Annotated in this window: 16 protein-coding genes; 9 read left to right on the top strand and 7 right to left on the bottom strand. The window is 54.3% G+C overall.

Going from position 1 to position 19257, the window contains the following annotated elements:
• Positions 1-82: 82 nt before the first annotated feature.
• The 5 genes from BZK40_RS11305 to BZK40_RS11285 all read right to left on the bottom strand — a co-directional run bounded on the left by BZK40_RS11305 (position 83) and on the right by BZK40_RS11285 (position 7464).
• Positions 83-1168 (bottom strand): malate/lactate/ureidoglycolate dehydrogenase, encoded by a 1086-nt coding sequence (locus BZK40_RS11305; RefSeq protein ID WP_079934645.1) that lies wholly within the window; start codon positions 1166-1168, stop codon positions 83-85.
• A 162-nt stretch (positions 1169-1330) separates the two neighbouring features.
• On the bottom strand, positions 1331-2299 hold the full coding sequence (ybiB, locus tag BZK40_RS11300; protein ID WP_048214626.1) for a DNA-binding protein YbiB: 969 nt from the start codon (positions 2297-2299) through the stop codon (positions 1331-1333).
• A 29-nt stretch (positions 2300-2328) separates the two neighbouring features.
• Positions 2329-4479, bottom strand: a complete 2151-nt coding sequence (gene dinG, locus BZK40_RS11295; RefSeq protein WP_079934644.1) for an ATP-dependent DNA helicase DinG — start codon at positions 4477-4479, stop codon at positions 2329-2331.
• Positions 4480-4656: 177 nt separating this feature from the next.
• Positions 4657-6078 carry a DASS family sodium-coupled anion symporter gene (locus BZK40_RS11290; protein WP_079934643.1) on the bottom strand — a complete coding sequence of 474 codons (1422 nt, stop codon included), beginning with the start codon at positions 6076-6078 and terminating at the stop codon, positions 4657-4659.
• A 33-nt stretch (positions 6079-6111) separates the two neighbouring features.
• Positions 6112-7464: a class-II fumarase/aspartase family protein gene (locus BZK40_RS11285; RefSeq protein WP_008784199.1), complete on the bottom strand. Its 1353-nt coding sequence runs from the start codon at positions 7462-7464 to the stop codon at positions 6112-6114.
• Positions 7465-7666: 202 nt separating this feature from the next.
• Between BZK40_RS11285 and BZK40_RS11280 the strand changes: the two genes are divergently transcribed.
• Positions 7667-8401: a GntR family transcriptional regulator gene (locus BZK40_RS11280; RefSeq protein WP_008784198.1), complete on the top strand. Its 735-nt coding sequence runs from the start codon at positions 7667-7669 to the stop codon at positions 8399-8401.
• 67 nt (positions 8402-8468) lie between these two features.
• Here BZK40_RS11280 and rhlE read toward each other — a convergent pair whose 3' ends face one another.
• A complete protein-coding gene (rhlE, locus tag BZK40_RS11275; protein ID WP_003845409.1) occupies positions 8469-9815 on the bottom strand; it encodes an ATP-dependent RNA helicase RhlE in 1347 nt (448 codons plus the stop codon).
• A gap of 221 nt (positions 9816-10036) precedes the next feature.
• Between rhlE and cecR the strand changes: the two genes are divergently transcribed.
• The 5 genes from cecR (at position 10037) to BZK40_RS11250 (ending at position 15783) form a co-directional block, all read left to right on the top strand.
• The gene (gene cecR / locus BZK40_RS11270; RefSeq protein ID WP_003831550.1) at positions 10037-10714 is read left to right on the top strand and encodes a transcriptional regulator CecR; all 678 of its coding nucleotides are present in this window, start codon (positions 10037-10039) and stop codon (positions 10712-10714) included.
• Entirely contained in the window at positions 10711-11706 is a 996-nt protein-coding gene (gene hlyD / locus BZK40_RS11265) for a secretion protein HlyD (RefSeq protein ID WP_003831548.1), read from the top strand. Before cecR ends, hlyD begins: the two co-directional genes overlap by 4 nt.
• Positions 11699-13435: an ATP-binding cassette domain-containing protein gene (locus BZK40_RS11260; protein ID WP_003831546.1), complete on the top strand. Its 1737-nt coding sequence runs from the start codon at positions 11699-11701 to the stop codon at positions 13433-13435. The genes hlyD and BZK40_RS11260 overlap by 8 nt, the downstream gene beginning before the upstream one ends.
• Complete coding sequence (locus tag BZK40_RS11255) at positions 13428-14561, top strand: ABC transporter permease (protein ID WP_003831545.1); 1134 nt, start codon at positions 13428-13430, stop codon at positions 14559-14561. The genes BZK40_RS11260 and BZK40_RS11255 overlap by 8 nt, the downstream gene beginning before the upstream one ends.
• A gap of 115 nt (positions 14562-14676) precedes the next feature.
• The gene (locus BZK40_RS11250; RefSeq protein WP_008784194.1) at positions 14677-15783 is read left to right on the top strand and encodes an ABC transporter permease; all 1107 of its coding nucleotides are present in this window, start codon (positions 14677-14679) and stop codon (positions 15781-15783) included.
• On the opposite strand, the gene BZK40_RS11245 is transcribed toward BZK40_RS11250, so the two are convergent.
• Entirely contained in the window at positions 15745-16155 is a 411-nt protein-coding gene (locus BZK40_RS11245) for a YbhQ family protein (protein ID WP_003831542.1), read from the bottom strand. The two genes, BZK40_RS11250 and BZK40_RS11245, sit on opposite strands and share 39 nt — an antisense overlap.
• A 132-nt stretch (positions 16156-16287) precedes the next feature.
• Here BZK40_RS11245 and BZK40_RS11240 point away from each other — a divergent pair, with 132 nt between their 5' ends.
• From BZK40_RS11240 to BZK40_RS11230, 3 genes are read left to right on the top strand one after another with little or no spacing between them, the layout of a single operon-like run.
• Positions 16288-17049 carry an endonuclease/exonuclease/phosphatase family protein gene (locus tag BZK40_RS11240; protein ID WP_079934642.1) on the top strand — a complete coding sequence of 254 codons (762 nt, stop codon included), beginning with the start codon at positions 16288-16290 and terminating at the stop codon, positions 17047-17049.
• Positions 17046-18287 (top strand): cardiolipin synthase ClsB, encoded by a 1242-nt coding sequence (gene clsB, locus BZK40_RS11235; RefSeq protein ID WP_008784192.1) that lies wholly within the window; start codon positions 17046-17048, stop codon positions 18285-18287. Before BZK40_RS11240 ends, clsB begins: the two co-directional genes overlap by 4 nt.
• Positions 18287-19249 (top strand): lysylphosphatidylglycerol synthase domain-containing protein, encoded by a 963-nt coding sequence (locus BZK40_RS11230; protein WP_079934641.1) that lies wholly within the window; start codon positions 18287-18289, stop codon positions 19247-19249. The genes clsB and BZK40_RS11230 overlap by 1 nt, the downstream gene beginning before the upstream one ends.
• Positions 19250-19257: the final 8 nt, after the last annotated feature.

Here is a 19257-nt window from a genome sequence, read left to right as displayed (position 1 = left end):
TACGACCCAATGCTCCAACCCTCATTGACCCTGTTTGTTACCCTTTGTTTGCCCGTCCGCCACTGGACGGGCTTTTTTTTGCCTATTGTTTCAGCCGTTGACAGAATTCCTGCAACACGGCGTCTGGCATCCCAATTTGCAGTGCCGCCTCACAAATCGCTTGCCAACTTCCGGCATCCAGCGGAATACCGTGTTCCAGCCGTTCCTCGCGAGTATTCACCTCCCACTCCCCAGGCAACAGGATCGGGGCATCTTCAGCATGCGGCGACGCTTTCACCCACTCAGCAAATGCCGCGACCTGGTTGTCGCAGTCCGGCGCGCCGAACAGTTGTGGATTCATAATGATGGTGGTCATACAGTTAATGATGGCGTCCGCGCTGGTCTGCAGGCTCTCTTCATGTGTGGTTTTACCGCCAGAAAGCGCACCGCCCATAATTTCGCACATCGCCGCCAGCGCATACCCCTTGTGCTCGGCAAAGGTCAGCAACGACCCCAGCGGAGAAACCTGCATTACCGCAGGATCGGTAGTGGGAACACCCGCCACATCAATCAGGCATCCTGGAGCCACCGGCTCGCCCTTATGCCATGCCACACGGGTTTTGCCAAACGCGATGGCGCTGGTTGCATAGTCCAGCAACAGTGGGAAGGTATTTTTACGTGGAAACACGACGCAGAAAGGATTGGTGCCAAAACGGCTATCGCGCCCATGAAACGGTGCGACCATCGGGATCCCCACCACATTCACAAAGTGTACCGAGACAAAACCTGCCGCCGCACATTGCTCCGCCCAGTAGCCAATACGGCCGATATGGTGCGAATTATGTAATGCCACGGCAGCGATTCCGTACTGACGCGCTTTTTCGATTCCAAGCGTGATTGCCTCGTGCGCCGCCACCTGACCAAACGCACAGTCGCCGTCAAGCGTAATCACCGCCCCCACATCCTTTACCACTTTGGCATGACGGTTGATCTGCAGATGCCCCTGCGAGAATGAACGAATATAGCTTGGGATCATACCGATGCCATGGGAGTCGTGACCGGCGAGGTTAGAGGCTATCAGATGGTCGGCCACCAGCCGCGCCTCCTGATCATTGCTTCCCATCTGATGAAAAACGGCCTGGATAAAGGCGTGCAGCGTTGGCACATGGAAGCGATGTCCACTGTTCATTGTTATCTCCTGTTGTGTCGCGTGTTTGTTGTGTTTCTTATTTTTCAACAAACTATGCTGCGCCACGGTGCGCTGGAGGTCAATAAACGTGCAGAAATTTCACATTGCCTAAAAGAGAGAACCGACAGGCCAGGCAACAGGCCCGTCGGGATAACAAATGGTTTAGAAACTTTGCTCGACGCGGGCAAGTCCTTCAGCCAGTGAGGCGGACTCACCGGTTGCCACCAGGCAGCAGGCCATCTGGATTTTCAACGATGCCGGAACAGGCTCACTGCCAGCCAGACAACGCTCAATCCAGCGCGCGGTGGTTTCCGGATCTTTTGCTACCGGTAGCGGTACCGGCTCGTCAGGCATCTCGCTCTGTCGGTCTTGTAGCACTCGCACACCGGATGAATCTATCAGGCTTATCTGCGGGCAGCGCTGCGGGTTGGCATACACTTCGCCCTCGGTACCATGCATCAACAGGCCGCGCCCACCGATATCGCCGAAGAACTTCGCCACGCGCGAAACATATTCCGGGTGGGACACGCTGGAAAGACGCAGCGCGGCATCTTCAGCAAACGGCGTGGCTAATTTAGCCAGCGTATGTGCACTGTTACGCACCCCCATGCGCCAGCGCATCGCCAGCTGTTTCTCCAGCGGAGGGCACAGCGCGCTCACCGGAATAAACACCGGCTCATGACCATCCAGCTTTGCCTGCGCCTGCCCGGCATGCAGCGTTGGCGTAATCCCCATCAGTTCGAAAATGGTTTCAGTCAGTACGCGGGTTGGATCCTCGCTGACGCCGTGCACCACCACCGGAAAACCGAGTTTATGCAGTAAAATCGCCAGCAGCGGAGTCAAATTCGCCTGCTTGCGCGCGCCATTGTAGCTGGGAATGACAATCGGCATGGGTTTGGTTACCGGCGGAGTCAGGCGAATGGTGTGGTTTTGCATCGCTTCGTAAAAGCCCAGCATCTCCGCTTCACCTTCGCCCTTGATACGTAGCGCAATCAGTACCCCTCCCATCTCAAGGTCAGGTACGTCGCCGTTCATCATATGGGTATACAGTCCGCGAGCAGTATCCTTATCCAGGTCACGCGCGTGATTTTTTCCTCGCCCAATCTCTTTAATGATTTTGCGGTAATCCATCGATAACTCCTTGCCTGTTGCTCGCATCGTTAACGCCGACGGCGGCGCGTGGGTTTCGCTTTTTCTTTTGGTTTTACTATAACGTCTGGCACAGCAGGTTGCTCTATCGGAAATATGGGTAACGCGTTCAGTAAACGCTTGCCATAGCTTTTGGTCAATAAACGCTTGTCATAAATAACCACTTCTCCCCAGCAGCCATGGCTACGGATGAGTCGCCCAACCTGCTGGATCAAATTGAATGACGCCGCAGGCAAGCTCTGCACCTCGAAGGGGTAGCGGTTCAGACTTTTCAACCACTCGCCCTCGGTGATCACCACCGGGCTGTCGATAGGCGGAAAAGCAATTTTGTGAATATGCACCTGAGTCAGCAGGTCGCCTTTCAAGTCCAGACCTTCAGCAAAAGATTGCAGCCCAACCAGCACACTGCGCTCGCCGTTGGTCACCCGTTTGCGGTGCAACTCCACCAGACGGTAGCGCGGCTGATCGCCCTGCACCAGCAACAGCAGGCGCAGATCGGTAACATGCTCAAGAAAACGCTGCATCGCGCGACCGCTGGCAAAGAGTACCAGCATGCCCTGATGCTTTTTACTCTCCAGCTGTTCGCGAAAATAGGCGGCCATTTCCGCGATATGCTGCTCTTCGTTATCAATTAACGGTTCGTAGCGCATCTGCGGAATGACGATTTTGCCCTGTTCAACGTGATTAAACGGTGAATCCAGCGCGACAAACCGGTCCCCTGCTTTTTCTTTCAGACCGCTCATCTCCTGCAAACGCGAGAAGCTGTTGAGCGAGCGCAGCGTTGCGGAAGTGACAATAATATGCGGGACGCTACGCCACAGCAGTCGTTCGAGCTGATCGCTCACACGGATCCCCACGCAGTGGAACCAGACGTGGATCTGCCCGTCACGCACCTCGCGCGTCGCCCATTTACTCACCGGCGCGCCTGACGATTGCGCGAGCGATGCCAGCCGCCACAGTTTGCTTTGCGCCTTAAACATGCCCAGCGCCCGGTTCATCTGCAAAATAACCCGATGCAGACGCACGATATCGTGAGTGCCGGTTTTTTCGCTGAGATCGTTGAGGAACAGTTCCGCCAGACCGCGCAGCATTTCTGTTAGCTTTGCCAGACGCTGACAAATCTCCATCACTTCCGTAGGCAATTCGCCCATCGCGAAGCGGTGTTCTGCCTCCTGGGTAGCGGGCATATACAGATTAAGAATGTTATTGAGCGATGAAATCAGCTCATACAGTTCCTCACAGTGACCGTTCAGACGCTCGGCATTTGCCAGTGGCGGCGTGGTCTTCGGGCGAAACTGCTCCAGGCAGGTAGCCACTAATTTGCAAAATAGATCCAACTGAAGTCGATACCAGGGGGCGCTGATTTCTGCGCTCATCTCCAGCGCATCGCGCGCGACATCCGGCAAATGGTGGCCTTCATCAAGTACCAGCAACAGGTTTTTCGGCTCCGGCAAAACGGCTTCGCTTTCCATGGCCGCCATTACCAGCGCATGATTAGCCACGACCACTTCAGCTTCCTGAATCTCCCGGCGGGCGACAAAAAAAGGGCATTCACGATAGTAGTGACAGTTGCGATTCAGACAGCTGGCTTTATCGGTGCTCAGACGCTGCCAGAGTCCGTCGTCGATAGCGATATCGGTGTGGTCGCGCAGCCCGTCCCACTTGTAGCTGTCGAGATCGCCTTTTAGCCTGGCGCAGCGCTTTTGTTCTTCCTGGTTGTTGGGCGTCAGTTCATCGTCGAGAAAAGCCAGCAGATCCTGCTGATTGGGTTCAGTGCTGGCCAGCGCCGCTAAGTTACGCGGGCAGACATAGCGTCCGCGACCAAACGCAGCGGTAAAACGCAGGTCGGGGATAATTTTGCGCAGCAGCGGTAAATCTTTGCTGTAGATCTGGTCCTGCAAAGCGACGTTGGCGGTACTGACCACCAGCGTTTTTTGTTCTTCGCGCGCGATGGCAATACCGGGAATCAGATACGACAGGGTTTTCCCCACTCCGGTCGGTGCTTCAATCGCCAGATGCCGCCCTTCTTCCCCGGAGAGCGTTTTCGCGACGTCAGCAATCATCTGCCGCTGCGGCGCACGGGGGATAAAGTCGGGGATCTGTTCCTGAAGCGCCTTGTACCAGGCGGCGATTTGCGCTTTTAGCGCAGCCGTAAGTGCCATGAGAAAACCTGAAATACTGTATAAACAGCCACTATTGTGGCACATTTCAGGCGTTGGATGTACCTTTTTCCCCCATTCTGGAAAGCGCTTCGCAGCTCTGGCTTAAATTACCGGATGGCGGCTTACACCTTATCCGGCCTACAGTCAGGTATATTGCAGGCCGAATAAACGTGTCGGTTAATAGTATCCCAGCAGCTTCCACCACAGCATGCCCACTGCAAAAATGATAATCACATTTGCCGTTACCACACAGAGGTTAATTTTATAAAAACGCGGTCGTTCAAAATAGCCCTGGGCAAAATAAATAGGACCAGGTCCGCCACCATACTCGGTATTCCCCCACATCAGATTACTAAAGATGCCGAAGCAAATAGCGACCATCATCGGCGGTGCACCCGCAGCGATCGCCGTGGCCGCGAAAGGAGCATACAACGCAGCTACGTGCCCGGTAGCCGTAGCAAAGAGATAGTGGACATAAATGTAAAGGATCCCCAGCACAATAAAGGACTCAATCGCACCAAACCCTTGAATACCGCTGCCTAACTTTACTGTCATCCATTTAATAAAACCCAGATCGGCAAGTCCGGTCGCCAGGCTAATAATGACGCTAAACCAGATAACCGTATCCCAGGCTGCATGGTCATTAAGCAAACTTTTCCAGCTAACAGCACCCGAAGCAAACAGATAAGCAGCCAGCCCCAGCCCGACAGATGTGGCAGACAATCCAGTAATCAAACTGGTGCCCCAGCCAACCAACGCCAGCACAAAACCAAACGCGACCTTTTTCTCGTTGCTGCTCATCGAACCGAGCTCACCGAGCGCCTGCTTACCCATCGCTTTTGCCTCTGGCGTACGCTTAAGCTCAGGATCCAATAATTTATAGACCAGTAGCGGCATCAGACAGAAACAGACCATCGCAGGGACCACTGCGGAAATAAACCATCCGCCCCAGGTTATCTCCATACCCAATGACGATTTCGCCAGGCTCGCTACCAGCGGATTCGCCGCCATCCCGGTGAGAAATATCGCCCCGGTAATCGGCGTAAACTGGAAACACACCATGGTTAAGAAATCACCAATGCGCTTGCCCGTTCCCCCTGGAGCGGAGCCCAACACATCATTGATGGAGCGAGTAATGGGAAAAATTATGCCCCCGGACCGCGCAGTTACTGACGGCATTGCCGGGGCCATAATCAGATCGGAAACCCCCAGTGAGTAAGCGATACCCAGGCTGCTGCCGCCAAAGAGCGATAACATTTTATACGCGATACGTTTCCCCAGTCCTGACGTCACAAACCCCAGAGACAAGACGTAGGCACAGAAAATGAGCCATACCGTACCGGACGCAAACCCTGACAGCGCCTTTGCCTCTGGCAACGTTTTGGTGAAAATAACCACGCAAAGTGCAATCAACATCACCGCCCCCGAAGGGAGCGGCTGGGTAAGAATGGCGGCAATGGTCGCGGCAAATATCGCGAACATATGCCAGGCCTGAGGCGTTAGACCATCAGGAACAGGATAAAACCAAATGATCGCGCCTATCGCCAGCGGTATCAGGAACGACAGAATGGATTTTCCCGTGACAGAATTCGTTGACATAAAAATATCCTTATTCCGTTAGCCCGAGAGCAATCATTTCCGCGACATGTATCTTGCTAATACCTGATCCACCATCGCCGGTGCCATTCCAAGGTAATTTGCCGGGTCGGTCAGTTTTTCAATCAACTGTGGGTCCAGCCGTTCAGAGACAGAGGGCATCGCATTCAGCACATCAGCCAATCGCCCACCCTGTTCGTTGACGATACGGCAGGCGTCGTACACCACGTCATGTGCATCCTGACGACCAATGTACGGGGCCAATCCCATCATGACTGCCTCAGCCACAATCAATCCGTTGGTCATACCGAGGTTACGTTTCATCGCCTCTTCATCAACCACCAGCCCCGCCAGCATAAAGTTGGCCTGATGCAATGCCCCCGCGCTGAGCACGAAACTTTCTGGGATAGCAATCCATTCGGCATGCCACGGCCCGGTTGCACGCTCCAGATCTTGCACCATCGCATCAAGCATCAACCCTGCCTGTTGGCGAACGCCTTTGGCACAGGCCAGCATCAGCTCGCTGGAAATAGGGTTGCGTTTCTGCGGCATGGTACTGCTGGCGCCACGCCCTTTAACAAACGGCTCATACAGTTCGCCAAACTCGTTTGCTGCCAGCAGCATTACGTCGTAGGCAATCTTGCCCAGCGACCCGGTAATCACCGCTAACAGGTTCACCGCTTCGGCAAAACCATCACGCGCGACGTGCCAGGTGGATGTTGGGACATTTAGCCCAAGCTCTTCCATCATCGCTTTTTGTACCGCCAGCCCTTTATCCCCCAGCGATGCCAGCGTACCGGCCGCCCCCGCAAATTCGCCGACCAATACACGAGGACGCGCTTGGGAAAGACGTTCCGCGTGGCGTTCAAACATATCCAGCCAGATGGCCGCTTTGTAACCGAATGTCACGGGCAAAGCCTGTTGTAAATGGGTTCTCCCGGCCATCGGCGTATCACGGTAGCGGCGTGAAAGATCGGCCAGCGTGGCGCGGAGTTTGTCCATATCGGACTCAATGAGCGCAAAAGCATCACGAATTTGCAGAACCACTGCGGTGTCCATAATGTCCTGAGTGGTTGCCCCCCAGTGCACATAACCGCCGGACTCGCCTGCCTGTTTAGAAATCTGGTGCACCAGCGGTAGGATCGGATAACCCACAATTTCGGTTTCATGGCGCAATAAATCAAAATCGAGCGTGTCAGCATTACATTTTTCTGCAATTTCCTGCGCCGCAGCCTCGGGTATCACACCGCAGCGTGCCTGGGCTTTGGCTAATGCCACTTCCACTTCCACGTATTTGCGCACCAGCTCGCGATCGTCAAACACCGCGCGCATCGCCGGTGTGCCGAAAGAGTCCCTGAACAGAACAGAATCAAGTACATTCGAAGCCATAAATCCCCCTGGAAAATCTGATAATGATAAGATGCGTGTTTACGGCAGTTTGTTGGATATTCAAATGCCGCCACAATGTCCAGACATAAACAAATGTCCGTGCATTTAAATGTACGGACATTTATAGTATTCATAAGAAATGTAGGGAATAGTCCGTACAAATTTTCGTGATAAAGATCACTAATATTTTGATGAAACTGCGATGAAAGAATCTCTGTACAAGCGAATAGCACGTGAACTGGCGCAGCAAATTGCGGTGGGAACCTTTGCCCCCGGTTCGCTGTTTCCTACGGAAATGGAACTGTGTGAAACATGGCAGGTCAGCCGCCACACCATGCGTGAGGCGTTAAGGGAATTAACAGAGCAAGGTCTGATATCACGGCGTAAAGGCGCGGGAACTCGCGTTTGCGAACCTAAGGCTAACGGCGTCAATCACCCGCTATCGCATCTTGAGGATCTGTTGCTGCTGGCCAAAAACAATCTGCGCGTCATCAAGAAAATCGATGAGATTGTGGCGGACATAGAGTTGTCCCAGATGATTGGCTGCCCGCCAGGTTCCCGTTGGCTGCACATTGCCAGCACTCGCGAAGATGCGCAAAACCCCGACGCGCCAATCTGCTGGACGGACAGCTATGCCAGCACGGATTACGCCAAACTGCGTACGTACATCCGTGACGACCCACACTCGTTAATCAGCGATTTGATCGAAACCCATTACGGTATTAAAAGCCATGAGGTGCATCAGACCATTACGGCTGTCGGCGTGCCCAAAAAGGTGGCAAAGATTCTCAATGTAGCACCTGATTCGCCAGCGATGAGAATCGTGCGTCGTTATCTGGACAGGGACGGGAAAGTATTTGAGACGACGATTTCGATTCACCCGGCAGGACGATATACCTGCTCAATCGTACTGAAATCGCAAAGTTCGAGGGAGTGATTGACCTATCCGGCCTACACAGTGTGTAGACCGGATAGCATGTTTATACTGCCATACAGTAAGGGAATTACTGCGCTGTAGACGGTTTGCGCGGACGGCGCGGTGGACGAGGCTTGTCACCTGCCGGTTTGCCTTCGCCATTACGCGGCTTCGCTTTTGGCGCACCGCCATCCTGACGACGCGGCTGCTGTCCGCGCCCTGCTCCTCCCTGCCCGCGCCCACCGCCGCCGCCACGCTGCTGACGACCGTTCTGGATCGGCTCAGCTTTAATGGACGGGTCTGGCTCGTAGCCTGGCGTTGCAATACGCGGGATCTCTTTTTTCAGCAACTTCTCGATATCACGCAACAGCTTGTGTTCATCGACGCACACCAGAGACAACGCTTCGCCGGTAGCGGCCGCACGACCGGTACGACCAATGCGGTGCACGTAGTCTTCCGGGACGTTTGGCAGCTCGTAGTTCACCACGTGCGGTAACTCTTCAATGTCCAGACCTCGCGCGGCAATATCGGTCGCTACCAGCACGCGAATATCACCGGATTTAAAATCAGCCAGCGCACGCGTACGCGCACCCTGAGATTTATTACCGTGGATAGCCGCACTGCGGATGCCGTCTTTATTCAGCTGCTCTGCCAGATGGTTCGCGCCATGTTTGGTACGGGTAAACACCAACACCTGCTGCCAGTTGCCCTGACCAATCATCTGAGATAGCAGTTCGCGTTTACGTTTTTTATCAACGAAATGAACGTGCTGAGTAACCTGCTCTGACGCGGTATTACGACGCGCCACTTCAATTTCCAGCGGGTTGTGCAACAGTTTTTCGGCCAGCGATTTAATGTCATCAGAGAACGTTGCCGAGAACAGCAGGTTCTGACGTTTTGCCGGCAGTTTTGCCAGAACGCGACGAATATCGTGAATAAAGCCCATATCCAGCATGCGGTCAGCTTCATCCAGTACCAGGATCTCAACCTGATCCAGTTTCACCGCATTCTGGTGTTCCAGATCGAGCAAACGACCCGGAGTGGCGATCAGCACATCTACGCCGCCACGCAGCTTCATCATCTGCGGGTTAATGCTGACGCCGCCGAAGACCACCAGCGAGCGAATATTCAGATACTTACTGTAATCACGGACGTTTTCGCCAATCTGGGCCGCCAGTTCGCGGGTTGGCGTGAGGATCAGCGCACGAACCGGACGACGGCTTTTACCATGCGGCTGATTGGTGATCAGGTGCTGTAACAGCGGCAGGGTAAAACCTGCCGTTTTCCCCGTACCGGTCTGGGCGCTGGCCATCAGATCGCGGCCTTCCAGCACGGCAGGAATAGCCTGCTGCTGAATAGGGGTAGGTTCACGGTAACCCTGCTCGGCAACGGCACGTAAAATTTCAGGGTTTAAACCAAGGGAATCAAAAGACATAACAACTCCGAACCGCCCTGACCGTTACCGGTGTCGTTTTCAGGGAGATACATACAATAGAGATGACAAAAACCACAATGTCATGAAGGGGCGGAGTGTAGCAGTTTTTGTGATGTGCCGCATAAATTATCCCTTCACTGGAAAATAATGCTTCGGACTGGACAAGGCTGCACATCAGTCATAATCTTAATCAATCGATTGATTAAGATCAGAGTCGTGCCATGAATACACCCACCATGACAACCAAAGGTGAACAGGCGAAGAACCAGCTCATTGCCGCCGCATTGGCGCAATTCGGCGAGTATGGTCTGCACGCCACGACGCGCGATATCGCTGCACAGGCCGGGCAAAACATTGCGGCTATCACCTACTATTTTGGCTCAAAAGAGGATTTATATCTCGCCTGCGCCCAGTGGATTGCGGATTTTATCGGTGCACAGTTTCGCCCGCACGCTGAAGAGGCCGAGCGTTTATTCGCCCAACCAGAGCCGGACCGTGGCGCGATGCGCGAACTGATCCTGCGCGCCTGCAAAAATATGATCATGCTGTTAACTCAGGACGACACCGTTAACCTGAGCAAATTTATCTCGCGCGAACAGCTTTCCCCCACCGCGGCTTATCAACTGGTGCACGACCAGGTTATCAATCCGCTGCATACACATCTGACGCGCCTGATTGCCGCCTATACGGGCGGCGATGCCAATGATACCCAAATGATTCTGCATACCCACGCCATACTCGGCGAGGTGCTGGCTTTTCGTCTGGGGAAAGAAACCATTCTGTTGCGTACAGGCTGGTCACAATTTGATGAGGATAAAACCGCGCTGATTGACCAAACGATCACCTGTCACATCGATCTTATTCTGCAAGGTTTAACGCAAAGGAGTCTGGAGTCATGAAAAAACCTGTCGTTCTCGGGCTGGTTATCGCGGCCCTCGTTGCCGTGATTGCCGGTGGAACGTGGTGGTATCAGAGTCGGCAAGATAACGGCCTGACGCTATACGGCAATGTCGATATCCGTAGCGTCAACCTGAGTTTTCGTGTCGGCGGCAGGCTGGCCTCGCTGGCGGTTGACGAAGGCGATGCGATTACCGCCGGCCAGGTGCTGGGTGAACTGGACCGCGCACCGTATGAAAACGCATTGATGCAGGCGAAAGCCAATGTAGCTGCCGCACAGGCACAATACGATCTGATGCTGGCAGGGTATCGCGAAGAAGAGATCGCGCAAACCGCGGCGGCAGTCAAACAGGCGCAGGCCGCCTATGATTACGCGCAGAACTTTTACAATCGGCAGGTCGGATTGTGGAAAAGCCGCACCATTTCAGCCAACGATCTGGAAAACGCCCGTTCATCTCGCGATCAGGCGTTAGCTTCGCTGAAATCCGCGCAGGATAAACTCACGCAATATCGCAGCGGTAATCGTGTGCAGGACATCGAGCAGGCAAAAGCCACGCTCGAACAAGCTCAGGCCGAGCTGGCACAGGCAGAGCTTAATTTGCATGACACCACGCTGACCTCGCCGTCTGACGGCACGCTTCTCACCCGTGCAGTTGAACCCGGCAGCATGCTGAACGAAGGGGGCACGGTACTGACGCTGTCGCTCACGCGTCCGGTTTGGGTTCGTGCTTACGTTGACGAACGAAATCTGAGCCAGGCGCAGCCAGGACGTGAGATCCTGCTCTATACCGATGGCCGCCCGGACAAACCGTATCACGGCAAAATCGGCTTCGTTTCTCCTACCGCCGAATTTACCCCGAAAACGGTCGAGACTCCTGACCTGCGTACCGACCTGGTTTATCGCCTGCGAATTGTCGTCACCGACGCGGACGATTCGCTGCGCCAGGGAATGCCGGTAACGATAAAGTTTGGCGATGAGGCACGGCATGAATGACGCCGTCATTACGCTTAAAGGGCTGACGAAAAACTTTGCCGGAATGGAAAAACCGGCCGTCGCCCCGCTCGACTGTACCGTCCATGCGGGCTACGTGACCGGGCTTGTCGGGCCGGACGGCGCGGGCAAAACTACGTTGATGCGAATGCTGGCGGGATTATTAAAACCTGATGCCGGAAGTGCTGCGGTGATTGGTTTTGACCCCATCAAAGACGACAGCGCACTACATGCGGTGCTGGGCTATATGCCGCAGAAATTTGGTCTGTACGAAGATTTAACCGTCATGGAGAACCTCAATCTCTATGCCGACTTACGCAGCGTCACCGGTGAAGCGCGAGAAAAAACCTTTGCCCGACTCCTGGAATTCACCTCTCTGGGACCATTTACCGGACGACTGGCTGGCAAGCTTTCTGGCGGCATGAAGCAGAAGCTCGGGCTTGCCTGTACGCTGGTTGGCGAACCCAAAGTGTTGCTGCTGGATGAGCCAGGCGTGGGTGTCGACCCTATTTCCCGTCGCGAACTGTGGCAAATGGTCCACGAGCTGGCCGGGGACGGCATGCTGATCCTCTGGAGTACGTCGTATCTGGATGAAGCAGAGCAATGCCGTGATGTGCTGCTGATGAACGAAGGTGAGCTGTTATACCAGGGCGATCCTACTCAGCTTACGCAAACCATGGCAGGTCGCAGCTTCCTGATGAGCAGTCCACAGGAAAACAACCGCCGACTGCTGCAACGCGCGTTAAAGCTGCCGCTGGTCAGCGACGGAATGATTCAGGGCAAATCCGTCCGTTTAATCCTGAAAAAAGAGGCTACGGCTCAGCAGATCCAAAACGCTGACGGCATGCCGGAGATAACCATCAACGAAACAGCCCCCCGCTTCGAAGATGCCTTTATCGATTTACTCGGCGGAGCCGGAACATCGGAGTCCCCACTGGGCGCTATCCTGCATACCGTGGAAGGCACGCCAGGCGAAACGGTGATCGAAGCCAAAGCGCTGACCAAGAAATTTGGCGATTTTGCCGCTACCGACCACGTAGACTTTGCCGTGCAACGCGGCGAGATTTTTGGTCTGTTAGGCCCCAACGGCGCTGGCAAATCCACCACCTTTAAAATGATGTGCGGCCTGCTGGTCCCCACCTCCGGCAAAGCGCTGGTGCTGGATATGGATCTTAAAGTCAGCTCCGGCAAAGCGCGTCAGCATCTGGGCTATATGGCGCAGAAATTCTCCCTGTACGGTAACCTGACGGTTGAACAGAATCTGCGCTTTTTCTCCGGCGTCTACGGCCTGCGCGGTCGGGCGCAGAAGGAGAAAATCGATCGTATGAGCGAGGCATTTGGCCTGAAAAGTATCGCTTCCCACGCCACCGACGAACTGCCGCTGGGCTTTAAGCAGCGTCTGGCGCTGGCCTGCTCGCTGATGCATGAACCCGACATTCTGTTCCTTGATGAACCCACTTCCGGGGTCGATCCCCTCACCCGTCGTGAGTTCTGGTTGCATATCAATAGCATGGTGGAAAAAGGCGTCACGGTGATGGTGACCACCCACTTTATGGATGAGGCAGAATACTGCGATCGCATCGGGCTGGTGTATCGCGGCAAACTGATTGCCAGCGGTACGCCAGACGACCTGAAGGCTCAGGCTGCCGACAGCGACACGCCGGACCCGACCATGGAACAGGCGTTCATCACGCTAATCAATGACTGGGATAAGGAGCATACGCATGAGTAACTCCGCTCTCTCCTGGCGTCGCGTCCGCGCGCTGTGCGTGAAAGAGACGCGCCAGATCGTCCGCGATCCCAGCAGTTGGCTGATTGCTGTGGTGATCCCGCTGCTGCTGCTGTTTATCTTCGGCTATGGGATCAACCTCGACTCCAGCAAGCTGCGGGTAGGGATTTTGCTCGAACAGCAGAGTGAAGAGGCGCTGGATTTTACCCATACCATGACCGGTTCGCCGTATATTGACGCCACCATCAGCGATAATCGGCAGGAACTGATTGAGAAAATGCAGGCCGGGCGCATTCGCGGTCTGGTGGTGATCCCAGTGGATTTTGCCCAGCAGATGGCGCGACCTAACGATGTCGCCCCGATCCAGGTGATCACCGACGGCAGCGAACCGAATACCGCCAACTTTGTGCAGGGTTATGTCGAAGGCATCTGGCAAATCTGGCAGCAACAGCGGGCAGAAGATCGTGGGGAATCGTTCAAACCTTTGATCGACGTGCAAACCCGCTACTGGTTTAACCCGGCGGCCATCAGCCAGCACTTTATTATTCCCGGGGCGGTCACCATCATCATGACGGTCATTGGCGCCATCCTCACCTCATTAGTGGTGGCGCGCGAATGGGAGCGCGGCACCATGGAAGCGCTGCTGTCTACCGAAGTCACCCGCGTCGAGCTGCTGCTGTGCAAATTGATCCCGTATTACTTTCTGGGCATGCTGGCGATGCTGCTGTGTATGCTGGTGTCGGTGTTTATTCTTGGCGTGCCCTACCGTGGCTCGTTGCTGATCCTGTTTTTCATTACCAGCCTGTTTCTGCTCAGTACGCTCGGCATGGGGTTGCTTATTTCCACCATCACCCGCAACCAGTTTAACGCCGCGCAGGTTGCGCTGAATGCCGCCTTCCTGCCCTCGATTATGCTGTCGGGTTTTATCTTCCAGATAGACAGCATGCCCGCGATTATCCGGGCGGTAACCTACATTATTCCGGCACGTTATTTCGTCAGTACCCTGCAAAGCCTGTTTCTGGCGGGAAATATTCCGGTGGTGCTGATTATCAACGTGCTGTTTTTAATCGCTTCGGCGGTGATGTTTATCGGCCTGACGTGGCTTAAAACCAAACGTCGGCTGGATTAAATTCGTGTATGGATAATTGTAGCCGTAGGCCGGATAAGGCGTTCACGTCGCCATCCGGCATTATGCCTGATGCGCTTAGCTTATCAGGCCTACAAACTGGACTGAGAGGACAGGCATGTTTCATCGCTTATGGACATTAATTCGCAAAGAGCTGCAATCGCTATTACGCGAACCGCAGACGCGAGCCATTCTGATTTTACCGGTGCTGATTCAGGTTATCCTGTTCCCGTTCGCGGCAACGCTGGAAGTGACCAACGCCACTATCGCTATCTATAACGAAGACAACGGTAAACATTCGGTTGAGCTTACCCAGCGCTTCGCCCGCGCCAGCGCCTTTACGCATGTTCTTCTGTTGAAAAGTCCGCAGGAGATCCAGCCCACCATCGACACGCAAAAAGCCCTGCTGTTGGTGCGTTTCCCGGCCAATTTTTCGCGTAATCTGGATACCTTCCAGCAGGCTCCCATGCAGATTATCCTCGACGGACGTAACTCCAACAGCGCGCAAATTGCCGCGAATTACCTGCAGCAAATCGTTAAGGAGTATCAGCAGGAGCTGATGGACGGCAAGCCGAAACCGAACAACAGCGAGCTGGTAGTGCGTAACTGGTATAACCCGAATCTGGATTACAAATGGTTTGTGGTTCCGTCGCTGATCGCCATGATCACCACCATCGGCGTAATGATCGTTACTTCACTCTCGGTTGCCCGCGAGCGCGAGCAAGGCACGCTGGATCAACTGCTGGTTTCCCCGCTTACCACCTGGCAGATTTTCATCGGCAAAGCTGTGCCCGCGCTAATTGTGGCTACTTTTCAGGCCACCATTGTGCTGGCGATCGGTATCTGGGCTTATCACATTCCGTTTGCCGGTTCATTGGGGCTGTTCTATTTCACAATGGTGATTTACGGGCTGTCGCTGGTTGGCTTTGGTCTGCTGATTTCGTCACTGTGCGCCACCCAGCAGCAGGCGTTTATCGGGGTATTTGTGTTTATGATGCCGGCGATTTTACTCTCGGGCTATGTCTCACCGGTCGAAAACATGCCGGTCTGGTTGCAGAATCTGACGTGGATAAACCCGATCCGCCATTTTACGGACATCACGAAACAGATTTACCTGAAAGATGCGAGTCTGCAGATTGTCTGGGGAAGCTTGTGGCCGCTATTAGTGATAGCGGCCACGACCGGATCAGCGGCGTATGCGATGTTTAGACGCAAGGTGATGTAGCTTTTTGTCCTTCGCCAGCAGCGAGACCACGGCGGGTCCGGCAAGGATGACCAGCCCCGCCAGTGCCAGCAAGACGTTGTTTTGCAGCACGCGTGACAGCAGCCACAGCACGATCATGGCGGCACCGAAATACCACGTCGTGGTCAACTCTTCCAGCACATCAGCCACGTCGCGCCAGCGCTGTTCGTGGTGACGTTGCAATGCAAGCATCAATAAAACCGTAACGCCGTACACGACGCACAATCCCAGGCCGACATGCACCAGTCTGCCGCTCATCCAGCCCATTACCAGCAACGCCACTACCAGTAAATGCAACACTATCTGCCAGCAACTTAGACCCGTTGCGACACGAACACGTTGTTGCCACCTCATGGCTATTCTCCTGAAGGATTTTCGACTAATTGTTCAGAGTACCGGACTTTACGGAAAATTCCGCAACACCGCATCTTTTTGTGACGACGACTACACTATTTTAATCAGGAAAGTGACGCCAACGGGAGAATCATGGCCAGACAAACAGAACGGTTTTCATTCAATGTGCTCACCATTAATACTCATAAAGGGTTTACCGCCTTCAATCGGCGTTTTATTTTGCCTGAGCTGCGAGAAGCCGTCAGAACGGTCGGTGCGGACATTGTGTGCCTACAAGAGGTAATGGGCGCACACGAGGTGCATCCACTGCATGTGGAAAACTGGCCGGACACCACGCACTACGAATTTCTGGCGGACACTATGTGGAGCGACTTCGCCTACGGGCGTAACGCCGTGTACCCGCAAGGACATCACGGTAATGCGGTGTTGTCGCGGTATCCCATTGAGCATTATGAGAATCGTGATGTGTCAGTCGGCGCGAGTGAAAAGCGCGGAGTCCTTTACTGCCGCATTGTACCGCCAATGCTCTCCCTCCCCATTCATGTGATGTGTGTGCATCTCGGCCTACGTGAAGCTCACCGCCAGGCCCAGCTCTCGATGCTGGCAGACTGGGTTAACGCCCTGCCCAACGCGGAGCCCGTGGTGATTGCTGGAGATTTTAACGACTGGCGGCAAACGGCCAATCGCCCGTTGAAAGCCAAAGCTGGCCTTGACGAGATTTTTACCCGCGCCCACGGTCGCCCGGCGCGAACGTTTCCGGTGCAGTTTCCCCTGCTGCGCCTGGACAGGATCTATGTGAAAAACGCGAATGCCAGTACCCCAACGACGCTTGCGCTGCGTCACTGGCGACATTTGTCCGATCATGCCCCCCTGAGTGCGGAGATTCATTTATGAAATATGGCTGGCGTGAAGGCAATCAAATTCAACTGCTGGAAAACGGCGATCAATTCTATCCCGCCGTCTTTGACGCCATTGAGCAGGCACAGCAAAAAATTATCCTTGAGACTTTTATCTGGTTTGAAGATGCGGTAGGAAAACAGCTGCATGCCGCGTTGCTCGAAGCCGCCCGACGAGGAATCAAAGCAGAGGTGCTGCTGGATGGCTACGGCTCGCCGGATCTGAGCGACAGTTTTGTTGAAGAGCTGACCGTAGCCGGTGTTGTTTTCCGCTACTACGATCCGCGTCCGCGTCTTTTTGGAATGCGCACCAATCTCTTTCGCCGTATGCATCGAAAAATAGTGGTCATTGATGACCGTGTTGCCTTTGTCGGCGGCATCAATTACTCCGCTGAACATATGTCGGATTACGGCCCGGAGGCCAAGCAGGATTACGCCGTGCGCGTTGAAGGTCCAGTCGTTGCTGACATTCTGAACTTTGTACTGGAAAACCTGCCCGGGCAAAGCGCCGTACGACGCTGGTGGCGACGTCATCACCGGGCAATCGACAATCATCGCCCCGGCGAAGCGCAGGCGCTGTTTGTCTGGCGCGATAACGAAGAGCATCGCGATGATATTGAACGCCATTATCTTAAAATGCTGACCCAGGCCCGACGGGAAGTGATCATTGCCAATGCCTATTTCTTTCCCGGTTATCGCCTGCTGCATGCCCTGCGTAAAGCAGCACGACGCGGCGTTCGGGTAAAACTCATTGTGCAGGGTGAGCCGGATATGCCGATTGTGAAAGTGGGTGCCCGCCTGCTGTATAACTATCTGGTTAAAGGTGGCGTCCATGTCTACGAATACCGCCGTAAACCTCTGCATGGCAAAGTGGCGCTGATGGACGATCACTGGGCGACGGTGGGCTCCAGCAATCTTGATCCGCTGAGCCTGTCACTGAATCTGGAAGCGAATCTGATTATTCATGACCGCACGTTTAACCAGACCCTGCGCGACAACCTGAACCCTATTATTGCGCAGGACTGCAAGCGGGTAGATGAATCCATGCTGCCAAAACGCACCTGGTGGAACCTGACTAAAAGCGTGTTGGCCTTCCACTTTTTACGCCACTTCCCGGCGCTGGTCGGCTGGCTTCCGGCGCATACCCCGCATCTGGCCGAGGTAGAGCCGCCCGCGCAGCCCGCTCTGGAAACTCAGGACCGTATACAAACTGAGGATGCAGGAGGGAAATCCTGATGGCAAAAAATCACCGACGCTGGCGGTTAGCGAAAAAGATCCTCACATGGTTATTTTTTATTGCGGTGATCGTGTTGCTGGTCGTTTATGCCAGCAAAGTCAACTGGCAGGAAGTGTGGACGGTAATTCGCGATTACAACCGGATCGCCCTGCTCAGCGCCGTGGGGTTGGTGATCGTCAGTTATTTACTTTACGGTTGTTATGATCTGCTCGGGCGCTACTACTGCGGGCACAAGCTGGCAAAACGCCAGGTCATGTTGGTGTCGTTTATCTGTTACGCGTTCAACCTGACGTTAAGCACCTGGGTGGGCGGTATTGGGATGCGATATCGGCTCTACTCGCGTCTCGGGTTGCCGGGGGGCACAATAACGCGGATTTTTTCGCTGAGCATTACCACTAACTGGCTGGGCTATATTCTGCTGGGCGGTTTTATATTCACCTTCGGCGTCGTCGAACTGCCCGCTCACTGGTATATCGATGAAGGCACATTGCGCATTTTAGGCATAGCGCTGCTGCTGATTATTGTTGTTTATCTGTGGTTTTGCACCTTCGCTAAACATCGTCACATCACCATCAAGGGCCAAAAGCTGGTGCTCCCCTCCTGGAAATTTGCCCTCGCGCAGATGGCGATATCCGGGACTAACTGGATGGTTATGGGGGCGATTATCTGGTTGTTGCTGGGTCAGAATATTAACTATTTCTTCGTGCTTGGCGTGCTGCTGGTGAGCAGTATTGCCGGGGTTATTGTGCATATTCCGGCAGGGATCGGCGTGCTGGAGGCGGTTTTTATGGCGCTGCTGGCGGGAGAGAATACGTCTCAGGGCACGATCATTGCTGCCCTGCTCGCGTATCGCGTGCTGTACTATTTTATTCCGCTACTGCTGGCGCTGATGTGTTATTTGCTGTTGGAGAGTCGGGCGAAAAAGCTACGGGCAAAGAACGAGAAGGCGATGGCGAAATGATGGTGCTT

Source organism: Citrobacter portucalensis (assembly GCF_002042885.1).
GTDB classification, from domain to species: Bacteria; Pseudomonadota; Gammaproteobacteria; order Enterobacterales; family Enterobacteriaceae; genus Citrobacter; species Citrobacter portucalensis.
The sequence above is the reverse complement of the archived record's forward strand: the minus strand, read 5'-3'. Positions and strand labels throughout refer to the sequence as shown.

Bases quoted from the DNA above. Each gene is read 5' to 3' on its own strand.
- BZK40_RS11305 (WP_079934645.1), bottom strand. From the start codon at position 1,168: ATGAACAGTGGACATCGCTTCCATGTGCCAACGCTGCACGCCTTTATC.
- ybiB (WP_048214626.1), bottom strand. From the start codon at position 2,299: ATGGATTACCGCAAAATCATTAAAGAGATTGGGCGAGGAAAAAATCAC.
- dinG (WP_079934644.1), bottom strand. From the start codon at position 4,479: ATGGCACTTACGGCTGCGCTAAAAGCGCAAATCGCCGCCTGGTACAAG.
- BZK40_RS11290 (WP_079934643.1), bottom strand. From the start codon at position 6,078: ATGTCAACGAATTCTGTCACGGGAAAATCCATTCTGTCGTTCCTGATA.
- BZK40_RS11285 (WP_008784199.1), bottom strand. From the start codon at position 7,464: ATGGCTTCGAATGTACTTGATTCTGTTCTGTTCAGGGACTCTTTCGGC.
- BZK40_RS11280 (WP_008784198.1), top strand. From the start codon at position 7,667: ATGAAAGAATCTCTGTACAAGCGAATAGCACGTGAACTGGCGCAGCAA.
- rhlE (WP_003845409.1), bottom strand. From the start codon at position 9,815: ATGTCTTTTGATTCCCTTGGTTTAAACCCTGAAATTTTACGTGCCGTT.
- cecR (WP_003831550.1), top strand. From the start codon at position 10,037: ATGAATACACCCACCATGACAACCAAAGGTGAACAGGCGAAGAACCAG.
- hlyD (WP_003831548.1), top strand. From the start codon at position 10,711: ATGAAAAAACCTGTCGTTCTCGGGCTGGTTATCGCGGCCCTCGTTGCC.
- BZK40_RS11260 (WP_003831546.1), top strand. From the start codon at position 11,699: ATGAATGACGCCGTCATTACGCTTAAAGGGCTGACGAAAAACTTTGCC.
- BZK40_RS11255 (WP_003831545.1), top strand. From the start codon at position 13,428: ATGAGTAACTCCGCTCTCTCCTGGCGTCGCGTCCGCGCGCTGTGCGTG.
- BZK40_RS11250 (WP_008784194.1), top strand. From the start codon at position 14,677: ATGTTTCATCGCTTATGGACATTAATTCGCAAAGAGCTGCAATCGCTA.
- BZK40_RS11245 (WP_003831542.1), bottom strand. From the start codon at position 16,155: ATGAGGTGGCAACAACGTGTTCGTGTCGCAACGGGTCTAAGTTGCTGG.
- BZK40_RS11240 (WP_079934642.1), top strand. From the start codon at position 16,288: ATGGCCAGACAAACAGAACGGTTTTCATTCAATGTGCTCACCATTAAT.
- clsB (WP_008784192.1), top strand. From the start codon at position 17,046: ATGAAATATGGCTGGCGTGAAGGCAATCAAATTCAACTGCTGGAAAAC.
- BZK40_RS11230 (WP_079934641.1), top strand. From the start codon at position 18,287: ATGGCAAAAAATCACCGACGCTGGCGGTTAGCGAAAAAGATCCTCACA.